The 15035-nt window shown below is 33.1% G+C and carries 15 protein-coding genes and 3 pseudogenes; 6 read left to right on the top strand and 12 right to left on the bottom strand.

The window, feature by feature from the left end; translation table 11 throughout:
- A partial coding sequence (locus tag Q1X33_RS15745; protein WP_301969803.1) for a transposase occupies window positions 1-295 on the top strand: 295 nt, incomplete at its 5' end.
- 197 nt (window positions 296-492) lie between these two features.
- Here Q1X33_RS15745 and Q1X33_RS15740 read toward each other — a convergent pair.
- The 6 genes from Q1X33_RS15740 to Q1X33_RS15715 are packed head-to-tail and all read right to left on the bottom strand — an operon-like array spanning window position 493 to window position 5251.
- On the bottom strand, window positions 493-1089 hold the full coding sequence (locus Q1X33_RS15740) for a YdhK family protein (RefSeq protein WP_002316691.1): 597 nt from the start codon (window positions 1087-1089) through the stop codon (window positions 493-495).
- A gap of 20 nt (window positions 1090-1109) precedes the next feature.
- Window positions 1110-1316, bottom strand: a complete 207-nt coding sequence (locus tag Q1X33_RS15735) for a hypothetical protein (RefSeq protein ID WP_002307659.1) — start codon at window positions 1314-1316, stop codon at window positions 1110-1112.
- 14 nt (window positions 1317-1330) lie between these two features.
- Window positions 1331-2725, bottom strand: a complete 1395-nt coding sequence (locus Q1X33_RS15730) for a cell wall metabolism sensor histidine kinase WalK (RefSeq protein ID WP_002337643.1) — start codon at window positions 2723-2725, stop codon at window positions 1331-1333.
- Entirely contained in the window at window positions 2725-3405 is a 681-nt protein-coding gene (locus tag Q1X33_RS15725) for a response regulator transcription factor (protein WP_002294790.1), read from the bottom strand. The genes Q1X33_RS15730 and Q1X33_RS15725 overlap by 1 nt, the downstream gene beginning before the upstream one ends.
- Before the next feature lie 27 nt (window positions 3406-3432).
- The gene (locus tag Q1X33_RS15720; RefSeq protein ID WP_104871097.1) at window positions 3433-5016 is read right to left on the bottom strand and encodes a multicopper oxidase family protein; all 1584 of its coding nucleotides are present in this window, start codon (window positions 5014-5016) and stop codon (window positions 3433-3435) included.
- 10 nt (window positions 5017-5026) lie between these two features.
- Window positions 5027-5251, bottom strand: a complete 225-nt coding sequence (locus Q1X33_RS15715) for a heavy-metal-associated domain-containing protein (protein ID WP_002294786.1) — start codon at window positions 5249-5251, stop codon at window positions 5027-5029.
- Between the two features lie 169 nt (window positions 5252-5420).
- Between Q1X33_RS15715 and Q1X33_RS15710 the strand changes: the two are divergent.
- Window positions 5421-5552: pseudogene (locus tag Q1X33_RS15710) on the top strand (transposase); the annotation flags it as partial.
- A gap of 339 nt (window positions 5553-5891) precedes the next feature.
- Here Q1X33_RS15710 and Q1X33_RS15705 read toward each other — a convergent pair.
- From Q1X33_RS15705 to Q1X33_RS15690, 4 genes and pseudogenes are all read right to left on the bottom strand, one after another.
- The gene (locus tag Q1X33_RS15705; RefSeq protein WP_002325575.1) at window positions 5892-6101 is read right to left on the bottom strand and encodes a heavy metal-associated domain-containing protein; all 210 of its coding nucleotides are present in this window, start codon (window positions 6099-6101) and stop codon (window positions 5892-5894) included.
- Between the two features lie 16 nt (window positions 6102-6117).
- A pseudogene (locus Q1X33_RS15700) lies at window positions 6118-8575 on the bottom strand (heavy metal translocating P-type ATPase).
- A pseudogene (locus Q1X33_RS15695) lies at window positions 8559-8924 on the bottom strand (BlaI/MecI/CopY family transcriptional regulator). Before Q1X33_RS15695 ends, Q1X33_RS15700 begins: the two co-directional pseudogenes overlap by 17 nt.
- Window positions 8925-8939: 15 nt before the next feature.
- The gene (locus tag Q1X33_RS15690; RefSeq protein WP_086269511.1) at window positions 8940-9554 is read right to left on the bottom strand and encodes a TIGR01906 family membrane protein; all 615 of its coding nucleotides are present in this window, start codon (window positions 9552-9554) and stop codon (window positions 8940-8942) included.
- 156 nt (window positions 9555-9710) lie between these two features.
- Between Q1X33_RS15690 and lgt the strand changes: the two genes are divergently transcribed.
- From lgt to Q1X33_RS15675, 3 genes are read left to right on the top strand one after another with little or no spacing between them, the layout of a single operon-like run.
- On the top strand, window positions 9711-10514 hold the full coding sequence (lgt, locus tag Q1X33_RS15685; RefSeq protein ID WP_104871096.1) for a prolipoprotein diacylglyceryl transferase: 804 nt from the start codon (window positions 9711-9713) through the stop codon (window positions 10512-10514).
- Entirely contained in the window at window positions 10498-10722 is a 225-nt protein-coding gene (locus Q1X33_RS15680; RefSeq protein ID WP_301969802.1) for a DUF2933 domain-containing protein, read from the top strand. The genes lgt and Q1X33_RS15680 overlap by 17 nt, the downstream gene beginning before the upstream one ends.
- A gap of 2 nt (window positions 10723-10724) precedes the next feature.
- The gene (locus tag Q1X33_RS15675) at window positions 10725-10904 is read left to right on the top strand and encodes a DUF2933 domain-containing protein (protein ID WP_002325573.1); all 180 of its coding nucleotides are present in this window, start codon (window positions 10725-10727) and stop codon (window positions 10902-10904) included.
- Window positions 10905-11504: 600 nt separating this feature from the next.
- Here Q1X33_RS15675 and Q1X33_RS15670 read toward each other — a convergent pair.
- Together Q1X33_RS15670 and Q1X33_RS15665 are read right to left on the bottom strand one after the other, a co-directional pair.
- Window positions 11505-12788 (bottom strand): type II restriction endonuclease, encoded by a 1284-nt coding sequence (locus Q1X33_RS15670; protein WP_086269509.1) that lies wholly within the window; start codon window positions 12786-12788, stop codon window positions 11505-11507.
- 201 nt (window positions 12789-12989) lie between these two features.
- The gene (locus Q1X33_RS15665; RefSeq protein WP_086269508.1) at window positions 12990-13394 is read right to left on the bottom strand and encodes a NusG domain II-containing protein; all 405 of its coding nucleotides are present in this window, start codon (window positions 13392-13394) and stop codon (window positions 12990-12992) included.
- A gap of 272 nt (window positions 13395-13666) precedes the next feature.
- On the opposite strand from Q1X33_RS15665, the gene Q1X33_RS15660 reads away from it, so the two are divergent.
- Window positions 13667-15034, top strand: a complete 1368-nt coding sequence (locus tag Q1X33_RS15660; RefSeq protein ID WP_104871094.1) for a peptidoglycan DD-metalloendopeptidase family protein — start codon at window positions 13667-13669, stop codon at window positions 15032-15034.
- Window position 15035: the final 1 nt, after the last annotated feature.

The raw sequence follows: 15035 nt of genomic DNA, 5'->3' as shown, positions 1-15035 counted from the left end.
CCGTAAGGGATTTTATTCTTTATTTAAAACTTTGCAACAGAACCGCTTAGATCAATGCCTTCCACAATGGTTTTGTAAGAAGCTGACGTTTTTAAATAAATACAAATTAGGGATTCAATATGCTTTAAAACCCAGGTATAGTAATGGTGCATTGGAAAGAACAAATAATAAGATAAAAGTGATAAAACGAGTAGCCTACGGCTATCGAAATTTCCACAACTTTCGAGCAAGAATTTATCTCATTCAAGGCTTGATCTTCCAAGTAAAACAAAAACCAGTTAAGCACTCTGCCTAACTGGTTATGACTAAATTTTCAGTTGTCTCTCTACCAGCACTAAATGTCGAAGAGCCAAAAATCTGAGCCAGAATGAGGTTCGTTCTGACCCAGATTTGATTTTGCACAACTCATCAGTCCTTATTAACAAAGAGCTCATATTCCTCATGTTGAGAATACGAAGGCCATGTACCAGCTTATTGGTTTAGTATATAAAATTACTCATTATTTTCGTCATATTCCATCTCATCTTCAGTTACCCACATATGATTCTTAACTTCTTCTTGACCATCGGTTGGAGTGTAATTAACAACGTAAACAGTTCCTGTAATAGATTTATCTACTTTTGCTTCAGCTCCCATCATCCCATCCATGTGATCGGCATTCAAGATAACAGTATCGCCCTCATTTGCTACAGTCTCAGTATCTTTTAACTCTTCTTGTACTACCCATCGATGATTGTTAACCATTGGTCCCCCAGTTTTTGGCTCATAGCTTACTTCATACATTGTAGTATCAAAGGCCCCTACAACTTGAGCATTTGCACCTTTCATCCCTTCCATATGATCGCCTAGCAGTATAACATTACTTCCCACCGGGAATTTAGGGTTTGCAGCATCTTTCATTGAAGAAGGAACCATACCTTCGTGATTCATTCCCTCCATACTATTCATTTCACTAGACGCTGTAGAAGTCGATTCCTCGTTTGTGCTTTTAGAATTATTCGATTCACTTTGATTGCTACACGCTCCTAAAAATACAATAATTCCAAGACTTGCAAATACTAATTTTGTCATCTTTTTCACTGTCTTCATCCTCCTTTAATTAATCACATTTAGGTCATCTCATAAATTTGTAATCCAAAAACTTCTTTTTTAATTGTAGCTATTGATAAGTCCTTCTTAGAAAAGATTACTACAGAATTTGATAAGATATCTAAATGAACTTTTTCGACACTATCTATCGAAATCAGTTGAAAAAATATTTTTTTTGCCCAACATTCACATACTAGTTTAGCAATTTTTATCTGTTTTTGAAACAAATAACTCTCCTCCTTTATTGAAATGGTAACTTTATAACAAATTTAGTTCCTAGACCTAATTTACTTTTTACAGTTATACTACCTTTATGCGCTTCAATAACGCTCTTTACAATAGCTAATCCGATACCTTGCCCCCCTAAAGCTCTACTTCTGGAGGGGTCAGCCATATAAAATCTATCAAAAATATGAAGTTGCTGATCTTTTTCTATACCAATGCCGTTGTCTTCAACAATTAAAAGAACATGGTCTTTATTTTTACTTATAGAAAACTTAATGGTTCCATCCTTTTGCGTAAATTTAATAGCATTACTCAAAAGATTGATAACAACTTGGTTCATTTTATCTTTATCTGCAAATATATTGATGTTATCCCCTTGGATTTCAACATGAAGGTTTTTTGACTCAAATTTGCTGGAGAAATTTTCAATAACGGATTCGATCAACTTATATATGCTAAACTCAGTTTTATTTAAATGATCATACTTTGCTTCAATTTTGTTGATTACTTCTATATTTCCAATTAAACGAGTTAGACGATCTATTTCATCATAACAAGATTGTAGGCGCTCGGGAGTTATTTTCCAGACTCCGTCAATCATTCCTTCCACATTGCCTTTGAGGGTAGCTAATGGAGTTCTTAATTCATGTGAAATATCAGTAGTTAATCTTTTTCGAAGTCCATGCTGTTTCTCCAACTGATTACTTAAATCATTTAGGGAATCAATCAAGGAATTAATTTCAATAATTGAAGTTTCTTGTGGGATTTTATCAGCATATTCCCCACGGGTTAATTTATGTGTAAAGTCGCTTACATGCTTTAGTGGTAATCCTAATCTAGCAGAGATCCACGAAGCAAGTATAAATGATACAAGAAGAGCTGCAATAGCAACATACATTAAACTTTGTTTCATACTGGAGATAAACAAGGCATCGTGCTCTGTATAAGCAAAAGGTCCGAAATAATAAAACGTTACTTTTCCAAACTCGTTTCCATCATTAATTAACTTCTTTTTCGCTTCTATTGTTTCGTCTAGTTTCACACTTTTTTTCTCAGAAACTTTCAAGGCATTTTTTTTCAGTTTGTCCTGTGCTGACTTCAAATTTTTTCCTTTAAGTTCCCAAACCATGTTGCCTTGTTCGTCTTCTATAGAAAAATAAATATTATTTTCTAATGCTTTCTCAGATAGTGCTGCAAGTTCCTCGCTGTTCCATGTTTCTCCACTATTTAACCACAATAAATCAATTGTATATACATACTGATTCAACAAATCTTCTTGTCGCTCTTCTACGTATTTACTAAAATGATTGTTCGTCAAACTTAATGCGACTAAACTAATCGATCCTATTATTAATGTTGCGATTGCTAAAAAGGAAAGAACTAATTGAGTTTTTATCGTTCTTTTTCTCATTAGTGGCCACCAAATCTATATCCTGTACCATGGACTGTCAAAATATACATAGGTGATTTAGCATCATTCTCAATTTTATGTCTTAAGTTTTTTATATGAGAATCGATGCTCCTATCTAGTCCATCAAATTCTATTCCCTTAACTTTCTCTATCAAATCACTACGAGAAAAGACTTTATTAGGTGTGGATATTAGGGCGTGTAGAATATCAAATTCAGTTGTTGTGAGGTTTAATTCCACTTGATGTAGATAAACTTGGCGACTTTCAGGATATACTATCAATTCCCCATTACTTGAAGAAAGCTTATTAGGATTTGATAAGGTCTCAGTTCTGCGCAATACAGTTTGTATTCTCGCAACTAATTCTTTGGGACTAAATGGTTTAATCATATAGTCATCGGCACCTAACTTGAGACCAGTAAGAATATCATCCTCATCAGACTTAGCTGTTAACATTATAATTGGTACATTTGATACTTCTCTGATTTTTCTACACACAGTCAATCCATCAGTATCCGGAAGCATTAAATCTAACACAACTAAATCAGGATTATTTTTCTCGAACTTTTCCAATGCCATTGCACCACTTATTGCTTTATAAACTGAATAATGATTAGCAACTAGATAGGCATCAATAATTTCCAAAATTTTTTCTTCATCGTCCACAATAAGAATTTTCATAGACAATCATCCTTCTTAAATTATTTTCTATTTAATTTCCATTTGTCCCATCATGCCATACTCTTCATGTTCTAATATATGACAATGATACATGAAAATACCCTTATGGTCGAATTTCACAAGAAGTTCTACTGTTTCATCCGGATTTACCAGCACAGTATCTTTCCATCCCTGCTCGTTTAGTGCGGGCTGATTTCCGTCTCTAGATAAAATTTGAAACTGAACACCATGGATATGGAACGGATGAATCATTCCTCCCATCATACTATTAGTATTGTTAACTTCCCAAATCTCTTGAGTATCTAGTTTTTTAAATAAATCTATTCTTTCCATATCAAACTGCTTATTGTTGATGTTTACCATGTGAGACATTCCTCTTAAATTAATACTTTGTCTTGCTAAATCTTCCAATTTCTTTTCATCTAAAGTACTAATAGTATTTAGACTATCAGAGGGAGTAAACTCTTTGTTTTCTATCGTATTCTCAATTCTCATTGTCAAGGCAACCAAATTATTTGCTAGTAAATGAATTACCTCACCTTTTTTATAATTCTGAGTATCCACTAATATTTCTGCCCTTTCCCCGGGGGCTAAAAGTAGTTTACTAAGTTTAACAGAAGTATTCAGAAAACCACCATCTGTAGCAATTTGGTAGAATGATTCATCTTTATCCAAAGTAAAAGTGAAGTTTCTTGAATTAGATCCATTAACAATTCTATACCTCATCCATCGGTTTTTTATCTCAATATATGGATTGATAGTGCCATTAGTAAGCAACGTCTCCCCTTTTGTTCCATCAGAGTTAAAATCATTTTCATAGTTAATTTGATTAGTGGAGCTGAAAGATTTATCTTGCACAATCAAGGGAATGTCGTCGACACCATATTTGGAAGGTAAATCTAATGATTTTGAGTTGTCATCATCAATATACATCAAACCTGCTAAACCCTTATAAACTTGAGATGCTGTTTCTCCTTCCGGATGGGGATGAAACCAGAGTGTAGAAGCTTCTTGATCAACCTCGAATGTTACACTTTTTTTCTGTCCTGTTTCTATAATCTGATGTGGACCTCCATCTGCATCAGAAGCTACTTTCAAACCGTGCCAATGAAAAGATGTGCTAGCATCAAGATTATTGGTTGTATTGATAGTAACTTTTTGACCTTTTTTCAGTCTAATAACTGGTCCTAAAAAATCCCCGTTATAGCCTAATGTTTCAGTTTTTTCTCCATCCATTATTTGAACTTCTCCGTTTTGAGCAACTATATCATATATCACATTTTCTTTGCTTTTTGAAGATGGTTCAAGAACAGGGGGAATCAATAGTTGTCTCTCCGTTTGGTGTACTACCTTCAAATCAGCTTCTTGATTATCCCCCATCATATTGGACATTCTACTTGAGATTTGTCGTTGTTCTTCTTGAAAGACAACTTCAGCATGCTCCTCCTTGTTCTGCTGTTGAATCAATATGAAAACACCGCCTAGGGTCAACATTGATATTGTTGCTGCTAACCAAATATATTTATTATTCTTCAACCCATCATCTCCCATATCTATTATGTAGTTACCATAAAAAAAATATGTGGAGATTTTGTGTTGATTACCCCACATATACTTATACTTATATAGATATGTCCCTAGTTACAGTATACTTTGTATTTTTTAGTAGTTGATTTAAGAATGTTAAAGTTAATTTTGAATCAGCATCGAAAGTAACTGTACCTCTAGCCAAATCAACTATTTTTACACTGACTGTTGGCTCTGCTTCCAAAGCATTTCTTACTTTTGATGCACACCTTGAGCAATTCATTCCGTCAATAACCACTATTTGCAAATATTTCATCATAAAATTCCTTCTTTCTTAAAAAAGTCGCCTATATTGGATTTACTAATCTAATCAATCTTTTAAGAATTGTCTTACAAGTATCATAAGGAAAATTTATGGAGAAACCATGTATAGAGTTTGTTTTAGAGCTTTTAAATATAGGATAGATACAGATTGATTTGTTTAGTGTATGATTGCATATCATGTACATATATCGCTAAGTATCGCGCCCAAAACATAGGTTTCGAGTTTCATGAATATCCTAACAGGTAGAAGTGCTATGATGATATTCGATAAGCATCCTAATATGAAATATAAGTTTAGAACTGCTATTTTGGATAGTTCTTCCTCCTATTCAAATAAATAATTGTTCTACATAAGAATTTCACAATCCTCTCTACCCTCCTCTACTACCAAGTGAAAATCCATTTCAACTAATAACAAAAACCTACATTGGGATTCCAAAGGATTTTTGAGTTCAAAAAAACATGAAATGCCTCTCAGAAATCCGTCCATTGGATTCAACATATACTTATGCACAAAAAGCAGTGAATAAATTTAAAAAACTGGTTTTTCTATATATCTCAATTTGAAAAAGTAGAATATAGAGGAACTTTCTTACCATAAGAATTCACATATTTAATATGATGATTCACCAAACTTATAATGCCTTATAATTCGTATTTTTCAACAATTGATTAATAACGCTAATTGATAAATCTGTCTTTGTTGCAATAGTTACTAAACCTTCTTCGAGATTTACTTTCCTAACAGAAATTGAGGGATTCTTTTCTAATGCATACTTAATTTCTCCGGCGCATCCTAGACAAGCCATTCCACTAATAAATAAGGTCTGTAAATGTTCAGTCATAAGACAATCACCTTTCCTATTTGACTTTGAAGTTTTTTAAGCGAAGTGAATTTAAAAGTACTGTTATTGAGCTAAAACTCATAGCAACTCCTGCAATTAACGGGCTTAATAAAGGCCCCCAAAAAATGTTCAAAACATCCATCGCTATTGGAACACTTAACATGTTATAAGCAAATGCCCAGTACAAATTTGACTTTATATTCCAAATTGTTTTTTGCTTAAATCAATCCTGGACATTAGCAATTGCAGATCGTTGTTCATTAATATTATATCCGCAGATTTCATCGCTATATCAGTACCAGAACCCATCACAAAACCTATATCCGCTTGAGCGAGGGCAAGTGCATCGTTTATCCCATTACCTACCATTGCAACCTTATGTTCTTTTGACTGCAACATTTTAACATAATGGGCCTTTTCATGAGGTAATACCTCACTAATAACGTTGGCGATCCCAACTTGATTAGCAATTGCCTGTGCAGTAAGTTTACTATCACCCGTGAGCATAACCATATTGAGGCCAAGTTTATTCAACTTCTGAATTGCTGATGCACTTGCTGGCTTTACAGTGTCTTCAATCGCAATTATTCCGAGAAATATACGATCATTTGCAATATACACTGGTGTCTTTCCTTTAGATGCTAAATTATCTGAGATTAACTTAAATTTACTAATGTCTATATTCAACTGTTTAAAGAATTCTTCATTTCCTAAACTTACTTCGGTACCTTTCAAAATAGCATTAATGCCCAATCCAGGGAAAGATTCGAATATACTAGGTTCAACCAAATCAATCCCCACGATTTCGTCTTCTTTTACAATTGCCTCCCCAAGTGGATGCTCGGTTGCTTTTTCAGCAGAGGCCGCTAAAAACAAGAGAAGGTTTTTATCCATATTTTCTGCAAGTATTATATCTGTTACCACAGGTTTTCCTTTTGTAATCGTACCAGTTTTATCAAATAATATTGTTTTTACGTGGTGAGTTGTTTCTAAAGCTTCACCACTTTTAATTAAAATACCATTTTCAGCGCCTTTTCTCATACCAACCATAATAGCTGTCCGTGTAGCTAAACCGAATGCACAAGGACATGCTATAACTAAAACTGAAATGAAGACTGATAATGAAAACGAAATACTTTGTCCGGATAGTGCCCAAAGTAGACTAGATCCAATCGCAACTACAATAATGATATATACAAAGTAACTTGATATGATATCAGCCAGTTTTTCGATTGGAGCTTTCAAAGATTGTGCATCATCCACTAGTTTGCTTATTTGAGCTAAAGTGGTGTCATTACCAATATGAGTTGTTTCATATCTTATTACGCCATTTTTGTTTATACTGGGTCCTATTAATCGGTCATTAGCTTTCTTTTCAACAGGAAGATTTTCACCAGTAGGCATAGATTCTTCAACTAAAGTCTTACCTCTTCTTACAATACCATCCAGGGGCAAACGTTCTCCTGGTTTTGCTATGATCAAATCTCCTACTAAAACTGATTCAATAGGAACAGTCTGTTCCTTATTATGCCTGATAGTTTTCGCTTTATTTGGGAGTCATCCTCATTAATTTTTGTAGTGCTTCAGATGTCTTATCTTTCGGTCTTATCTTTCGTCACCAACTCCAGGCATTTCTGTAGTCTGATTAGCGTTAATATCACTGCTGATGCTCCAAAGTAGAGCTCTTTTGTATAGAGATAATTTCCGAATATAATCTGTATTGTTGCAAAGGTGCCGTATAAAAAAGCAATACTTGTACCTAAAGCAATTAATGTATCCATATTCGGATGTTTTTTCATGAGTGCGGAAAATCCAGTTTTATAATAGTCTTTATTGGCCAATATAACCGGAGTGGTAAATATCAATTGCGTCAGCGAAAAAAAACTAGGGTTTGTCGTAGAATCAATTATTTCAAATAGGGGTAACTCAAGTATATTTGCACTAGCAACATATAGAACAGGAATTGTAAATAGCATTGACGTGATAAATCTTCGCCTTAGCTTCTGTTGCTCTTGTTCTTTTGTTTTATAAATTACTTGTTCCTCCTCTTCAGAAAGAGCATATAGCTGATATCCAAGAGTTTTGACAACATCACTTATTTTTGCAACCGCTGAAGGGTCAGTTGATATTACCGAGAGTTTTTCTGCTTCAAAATTTACGTAGGCATATCTGACATAAGTCATTGATTTAACAGCACTTTCAATTTTGTTAGCGCATGACACATAATTCATTCCGCTTATTCCAAATTCCTTTATCTCAGTTTTTTTTCGAATCTCAGCGTCATAACCAATATCTTGAATAGCTGTTATAACTGTATGATTAAACAAAACACCTTCATCATATTCCAATTTTAGAACCTCAGTTGTTAAGTTAACTTTAGCAAAATATACTCCATCCAACTCATTAATTTTTTTCTCTATTGTTGTTGCGCAAACTGCACAAGTCATTCCATAAAGATTATATTTTGTAATCATTAAATTCCTCCGTGTCAGAACGTTTAACCAATCCATTTAGATAGTAGCTTACTTCTGAGATACAATCTTCATCCATTCCAGAAAGTAACCTTTGTATTTCGGTTTCTAAAAATTCTTGCTTCATAATCAGTGAAGTGTAGTATCTTTGGTTACTTGAAGTGTTAAACGTGATCACATTTTTATCTAACAACCTTCTTATTAACGTTTTTGTTGTGGAGGGATGCCAACTATTACGCTATTGCATTCCATGTGTTATTAAACCACATGTTACTGGTTCATATCTCCAGATAAACTTTAAAACATCTAACTCTGAATTCGACACCTGTATTTTGTGTTCAACCAAGACCATCCCTCCTTAGGCTATTCATAAAGTACGTTCTTCTTTACTAAACAAATGATAAATTGTTGTCAAAATAGAGACACTTATAGTAACAATTAATAAAAAGCATAAAAAGAAAAATGTTTCCGGTAAAAAACTGATAATTGGATCTGTACGATAGTCAAACATCCAATCATCATTGTCAAAAAATACTTGATGAAAAAGCACAAATGCTTTATCAAAAAACAAAAGTGCTATTACACAGACTGATATTATCATCCACTTGATTAAACTAGTGATTTCTCTGACTTGATCACGCGTTACTAGTTTTTTTCTGTTTAAGTACAAAAGAACGCTGCTCGTAGAGAGAAGTAATGAGTAGTTAAGCTGGAATAAAAATTTAACATCTTTAAAATGATTTATACCGCGATCTGAGACGTATAGATTATCAAAAACCAATTCTTTTTGAAAAGGATTATTTAAATAGCCCATTAAATTTCTAAAATCTTGATTAACTTGAGATCTATTCCAGTTTTGAAAATTTATATCGCTTTGAAAGAATAAATTGATTTTGAGCAAACCAGGAAAGTTGATTGTCAATGTAATCGCGAGGGATATAGCAAAGACAAAAAATAATAGAAATAGCATGCTTTTTTTCATTAAATTAATATTTATATTAGATCACTCCTTTTAATATAATGATAAAAAATACTTGTGTAGAAAATGTGTAACAATGTATCTGTCAAAAAGTCTACATAAAATTTCCATAATAGCCTGCTATAGTCAAAATAAGTTCAATAGGAAGGAGGGAAAAATTTGAGAGAACCCTACGACAGAGTATTTATTTCGTTTGGCCCATTTACTATTTATTGGTATGCCGTTTTCATAGTGTTTGGGATCATAATCGGATATTTTGTTGCTAATAGAAGAGCAAAGCGTGCGGCATTGCCTGAGGATACAATTGTTGACCTGTTGTTATATGGATTGCCAGTTTCTATTATATCGGCCAGATTATACTATGTCCTTTTTGAATTACCTTTGTACATTGATGATCCTTTAAGTATCTTTAAAATTTGGGAAGGTGGTCTAGCAATACATGGTGGATTAATTGGTGCTGTATTGACAGGGGTTATTTATTGCAAGAAGAAACATCTTTCTTTTTGGAATGTTGCTGACGTAGTTGCTCCCAGTATAGTAATTGGACAAATCATTGGACGATGGGGAAATTTTATGAATCAAGAGGCCTATGGAGAAACTGTAGACATAGAGTTCCTGCAATCTATGAAACTCCCATCTTTCATAATTGATCAAATGTATATTGATGGGGCCTACCATCATCCGACTTTTTTATATGAATCTTTATGGAATTTAGGAGTACTCATTATTTTGCTTCTGGTGTCTAGAAATAGAATGTTCTTTGGGCAAATATTTTTAATTTATGTTTCACTATATTCCGTTGGGAGATTCTGGATTGAAGGTTTACGGACTGACAGTTTAATGCTAACAGCAAACTTGAGAATTGCTCAAGTCCTGTCCATAGTCCTGTTAATTGGCTCTATATTAACTTACATCTATCTCAAAAAATCTAAGGAGGAAGATTTACATGGAAGCATTACTTAATTTCTTACCACTACTATTATTACTAATTTGCCCTATCTCAATGATGTTTATGCATAAAGGGCACGGACATGCTGGGCATCATCATATGCATGAAGAAGATCATTCAAAACACACTGGTTCCGAACATGATATAGCTAGTTTAAAAACCCAAACTGAGCAATTAAAAGAAGAAGTTGCTACTCTAAAGAACTTAGTTAAGGAGCGATGACAATGCAGTGGTTATTACTTTTATTATGTCCGATAATGATGATATTTATGATGAGGGGTATGCACTCAGGATCGCATAATGAAAAAGATGACGAACAATTGAAACAGGATCTTGAAAATTTAAAAGAGCAAAATGATATCTTAAGTAGTGAACTAAGCGATTTGAAATCACGGTTAAAATAAGTTAAAGGAGTGTGATTTATATTTCACACTCCTTTAAAATTCACTAAATTCATGGTTCAGAATAGAAATGGTTCTATCAAAATATTTAGTCTAACTTTACTCTTTATAAAACGAATAAGGCATGCGTGGTTTATAACCTTTCTTTATGTATTTCTGACACCAAAGAAAATGATCCATATCATTCCATCCACTCGATGCATTCCACCAGGAGTCCATAACATTTCTTGGTGTATGGACTACTCCATACACCAAGAAATTCTAGAAGTAAGATTTATTGTTTCTTTTTTAAGTGCAAATAAAACCATTATCTCCGATGAATATAAGGAAAATAGCTTTTTAGATAACATTTCTAGGTTATGAATGGATAGTAATCACTCTATCCGCAATTTTCTTCAACGAAAAGTTACTAAAATAGAAACATGAGCAGCATTAATGTGATGATTTTCTTCTTGATGTTATCAGGACATTCAATAGCAATGAGCACCATTATAAATGTGGGGACTACGTGTAAAAAAAAGAAAGATTGATTTCTAATTCTGCCAAAATGCTTATTTATACTATAATTAAACGTATTAATTTTAACTTCTTTGTCCAGAATAACTACCGAACTAGTTCACCACTTGGATAATGAGATATCGGGGCTAATATTGTAAAATCTTTGCCAAATTTCTTCATAAAATTAGCATGTTTCTCCAAATCTGTAAACAGAATGTATCGCAAGTGATCATGCAAATTTTGATTACGCATATAATGTGGTCTATTAAATTGTGCTCGTATTTCCTCTTCACGTTGATTTGGTGATACGATATACATCATCAAATTTTCTTGATGAATCGAATACAAATCATCCATTCGATTCATCCCAGAAATTATTGATGTCGACTTTTCAACCTCAAAAGCACACACCGGTTCCCCATTTTTTGAAAACCAAATAACATCAATCAAACCAATTGTCCTACTTAACGAAATTGGTAATTGATAGATTTTTTCCGGTAACAGAGGTAAAGAAACATCTCCTAAGCGATTCCCATCTACCATTCTATTATGATCATTTGAGGCAATCCACGCATGATAACCTATCTCATTACCTAAAGTAGCTAAGATATATTGGATTTTTTGGTGTACATTTTTGGAATCTTCTTTTTCCAGCTTCTTTTTTATTAATTTCTGAGTGTTACTTTCTGAAATTCTGATATACTCCTCTTCATTTTCGCGAACAATATAGTTTAGTTTACCAATATCAAATAAAAAAGCTGAAATAGCACCCAAATCTTTCGAAAATTGTCCTCCTCTGCAGTTGAGCTCAATCATACCATCACGAAGTTTAAAATAGTCTTCCCATTTACCTAAGCGAATTTTTGAACCCGTTAGATAATTATATCCATTGACAATAGCTGTGTTAAAAGGAGGAAAAATGGTGGGTTCAAGAAAATATAAAATGTTTGCGACAGCGGGACCAAGCCCTCTGATTTTCTTTTCTGTTAGAATATTTACAGTTAATAACATTTTTATTTCTTGATTAGCTTTAAGAATTTGATCAAGACAATGTGAAAAAGCTAACTGATTTTCCCTATTTTCATAAATATCTGGAATTCTCAATTTAGGTTTCCACATAAATGCATGTTTGGCTCCTTTAAAAATTTCTGTTTGTTCTGCAATTACATCCATTATGTCCTCTAATGCTGAATTTTTAAAGTCTGTTGGAAAGGTTCCGTTATTGACATGTTTGATAAATAGTTGTACATATTTTCTAACTCTTTTAAACGCTCTCAAGCGTTTTTCACTTTTTATAAACCAAGTTTGATAAAGTAAATTTTCGCGTGTTTTGTATTGATTAAATACATCTGTTAAATAAGTATTATCCACTGTAATGATAACCACCATCCCTATTAATATCAATTATTAATATTTTTATAACCTAGTCATCTCTAATAAAACGTGCTACATGCAACATTCCTAATATAATCAATTATAACGATAGTAGTTACTTTGGCCTGATATCTATGACTTTTCTTATTAAAAGTCTAGTTCGGCTCCATTCTGTAATCAATGTAAATGTAGGATTTGTATTATTTATTAGTCATACTAATAAATTAATGGATTCTCTTCTATTCCTAAAATTTCAACAATCAATTTATGAGGTAAACATATACTCATTTCCCCTGGTCTACTAATCCAGCCTGTATGAACAGCAATTTGATCAGGACTATTATCTTCTTTTACCCTAATTTTCCCTGGAGCTACTTCAATAATATTGTATTTCCCTTTTTGAGGATAATATGTTTTTTCTAAAGACTCACTAACTTGTGATAAGTTAAATTTGTCTACGACTTCTCCATCTATTTTAACAACTGCAATTACATCTTTACTTTCTCTATTATTTTCATTTTTATTAGTATCAAATAGTAAATATGGTAAAAATGATGCCATAATGACTCCAATAATAATGAGATAGTCCCAAGGTTTCGTAAGTCTCAATATTTTATCCACTAAATTCGTTCTCCTATATTAACTTTTGATATCATACTTTACAGTTGTGTGAATTTTATGTAGATATGTTTCTACTCCACAAAATCTCCATAAGTTTTAGTTATTTTAAATCTGTCTATTAAATTGAAATGTAGCATATGGATCCTATTACTTTATGTATAGTAATTCCAATTTCAGTTCCTAATAGAACCTGTAATACACATAAAAATAGAGAGGAGAATATTTGTAAAATATTTCTTCACAATTAAAAATAAGGGAAGTGAAAAATCAATTTGAAAAAAATAATTATATCTACCTCGGTCATTGTGTTTTCGCTATTTTTTAGTAATAGTATATTAGTTAAAGCGCAGACTATTGAGGAAAAAATTAAAGAAAAAAATGATAAAATTGAAACGATTGTGAAAGATCAAAAATCAGCTAAAATTTATCTTACTGATTTAGATAACAAAATAACTCAGCTAGAAAATGAATATCAAAAAGTGCTAAAGGAAAAAAACACATCTGAGAAAAAACTTACCGAAATTAATCAAAAAATTACTACTCTTGAGGAAAAAATACACCTTAGAAATAAACTTATCGAAGAACAAGCTCGGAATGCACAAGTAAATCAAAAAAGTGACTCTATAATATCTGTCATGGTAAACGCTGAATCATTATCAGATGCAGTCACAGCAGCCTTTGGTATGACTAAGCTTATTTCTGCTAGTAATGAGATTATGCAGGCTCAGATAGATGATAAAGAAAGTTTAGATGAATTAAAAAAAGAAGCTGAGAAAAAAGTTATAGATGCGGAAAAGGAAACTCGCTCTCTCGAAGAGAAAGAAAAAAATCTTATAGAAGCTAAATTGAATCAAAGTATAAAAATTAATGAGATATCCGCTTCTTTGGCGACAGAGCAATCCGAGAAAGAAAAATTTGAAAATCAAAAACAAGAAGCAGAAAAAAGAAGGGAAGAGGAACTTAAAGCCCTAGCAGAGGAAAAGAAAAAAGAAGCAGAAGCTGCGGCTATTTTAAAAGCTCAAGAGGAAGAATCTGCATCTATTATAAAAGATCAGAAAAACGAAGTATCACAAATAGATGGTAACGAAGACATAGGAACAGATCAAGGAAATACTGATACGCAGGAAGAAAAACAGATCACAAATGAAACTTCGGATAAAGAATCTAACTCAGTTAATCAAGATGAGTACCAAGACAACAATAATTCTTCCAATAATAATCAGGTTCAAAGCCCTAGTTCTTCTGGTTGGGGCGCACCCGTAGCCAACATTATTGTCACAAGTCCATTTGGTGGAAGAGCTGATCCTACTGGATTCTCTGGATCTTTTCACGATGGTATAGATATGGGTGGAACTTCGTCAACGCCTATCATGGCATCTAGATCAGGAACTGTAGTGCAGGCATCCTTTGATGGATCCGCAGGTAATTACATTATTGTTGATCACGGAGATGGCTACTACTCATATTACCTTCACCTAAGTAATTTTATTGCTACACTAGGCCAATCAGTGAGTGCTGGCCAGACCATTGGCACCATGGGGACTACAGGAAATTCAACTGGAGTTCATTTACATTTTGGAATAGCGACTAGCTCAAATTGGTCTGGATTCGTAGATCCTGCCCCATTTCTAGGAATCTAAA

It is taken from the genome of Enterococcus sp. B2E4 (assembly GCF_030499455.1).
GTDB classification, from domain to species: Bacteria; Bacillota; Bacilli; order Lactobacillales; family Enterococcaceae; genus Enterococcus_D; species Enterococcus_D casseliflavus.
The sequence above is the reverse complement of the archived record's forward strand: the minus strand, read 5'-3'. Positions and strand labels throughout refer to the sequence as shown.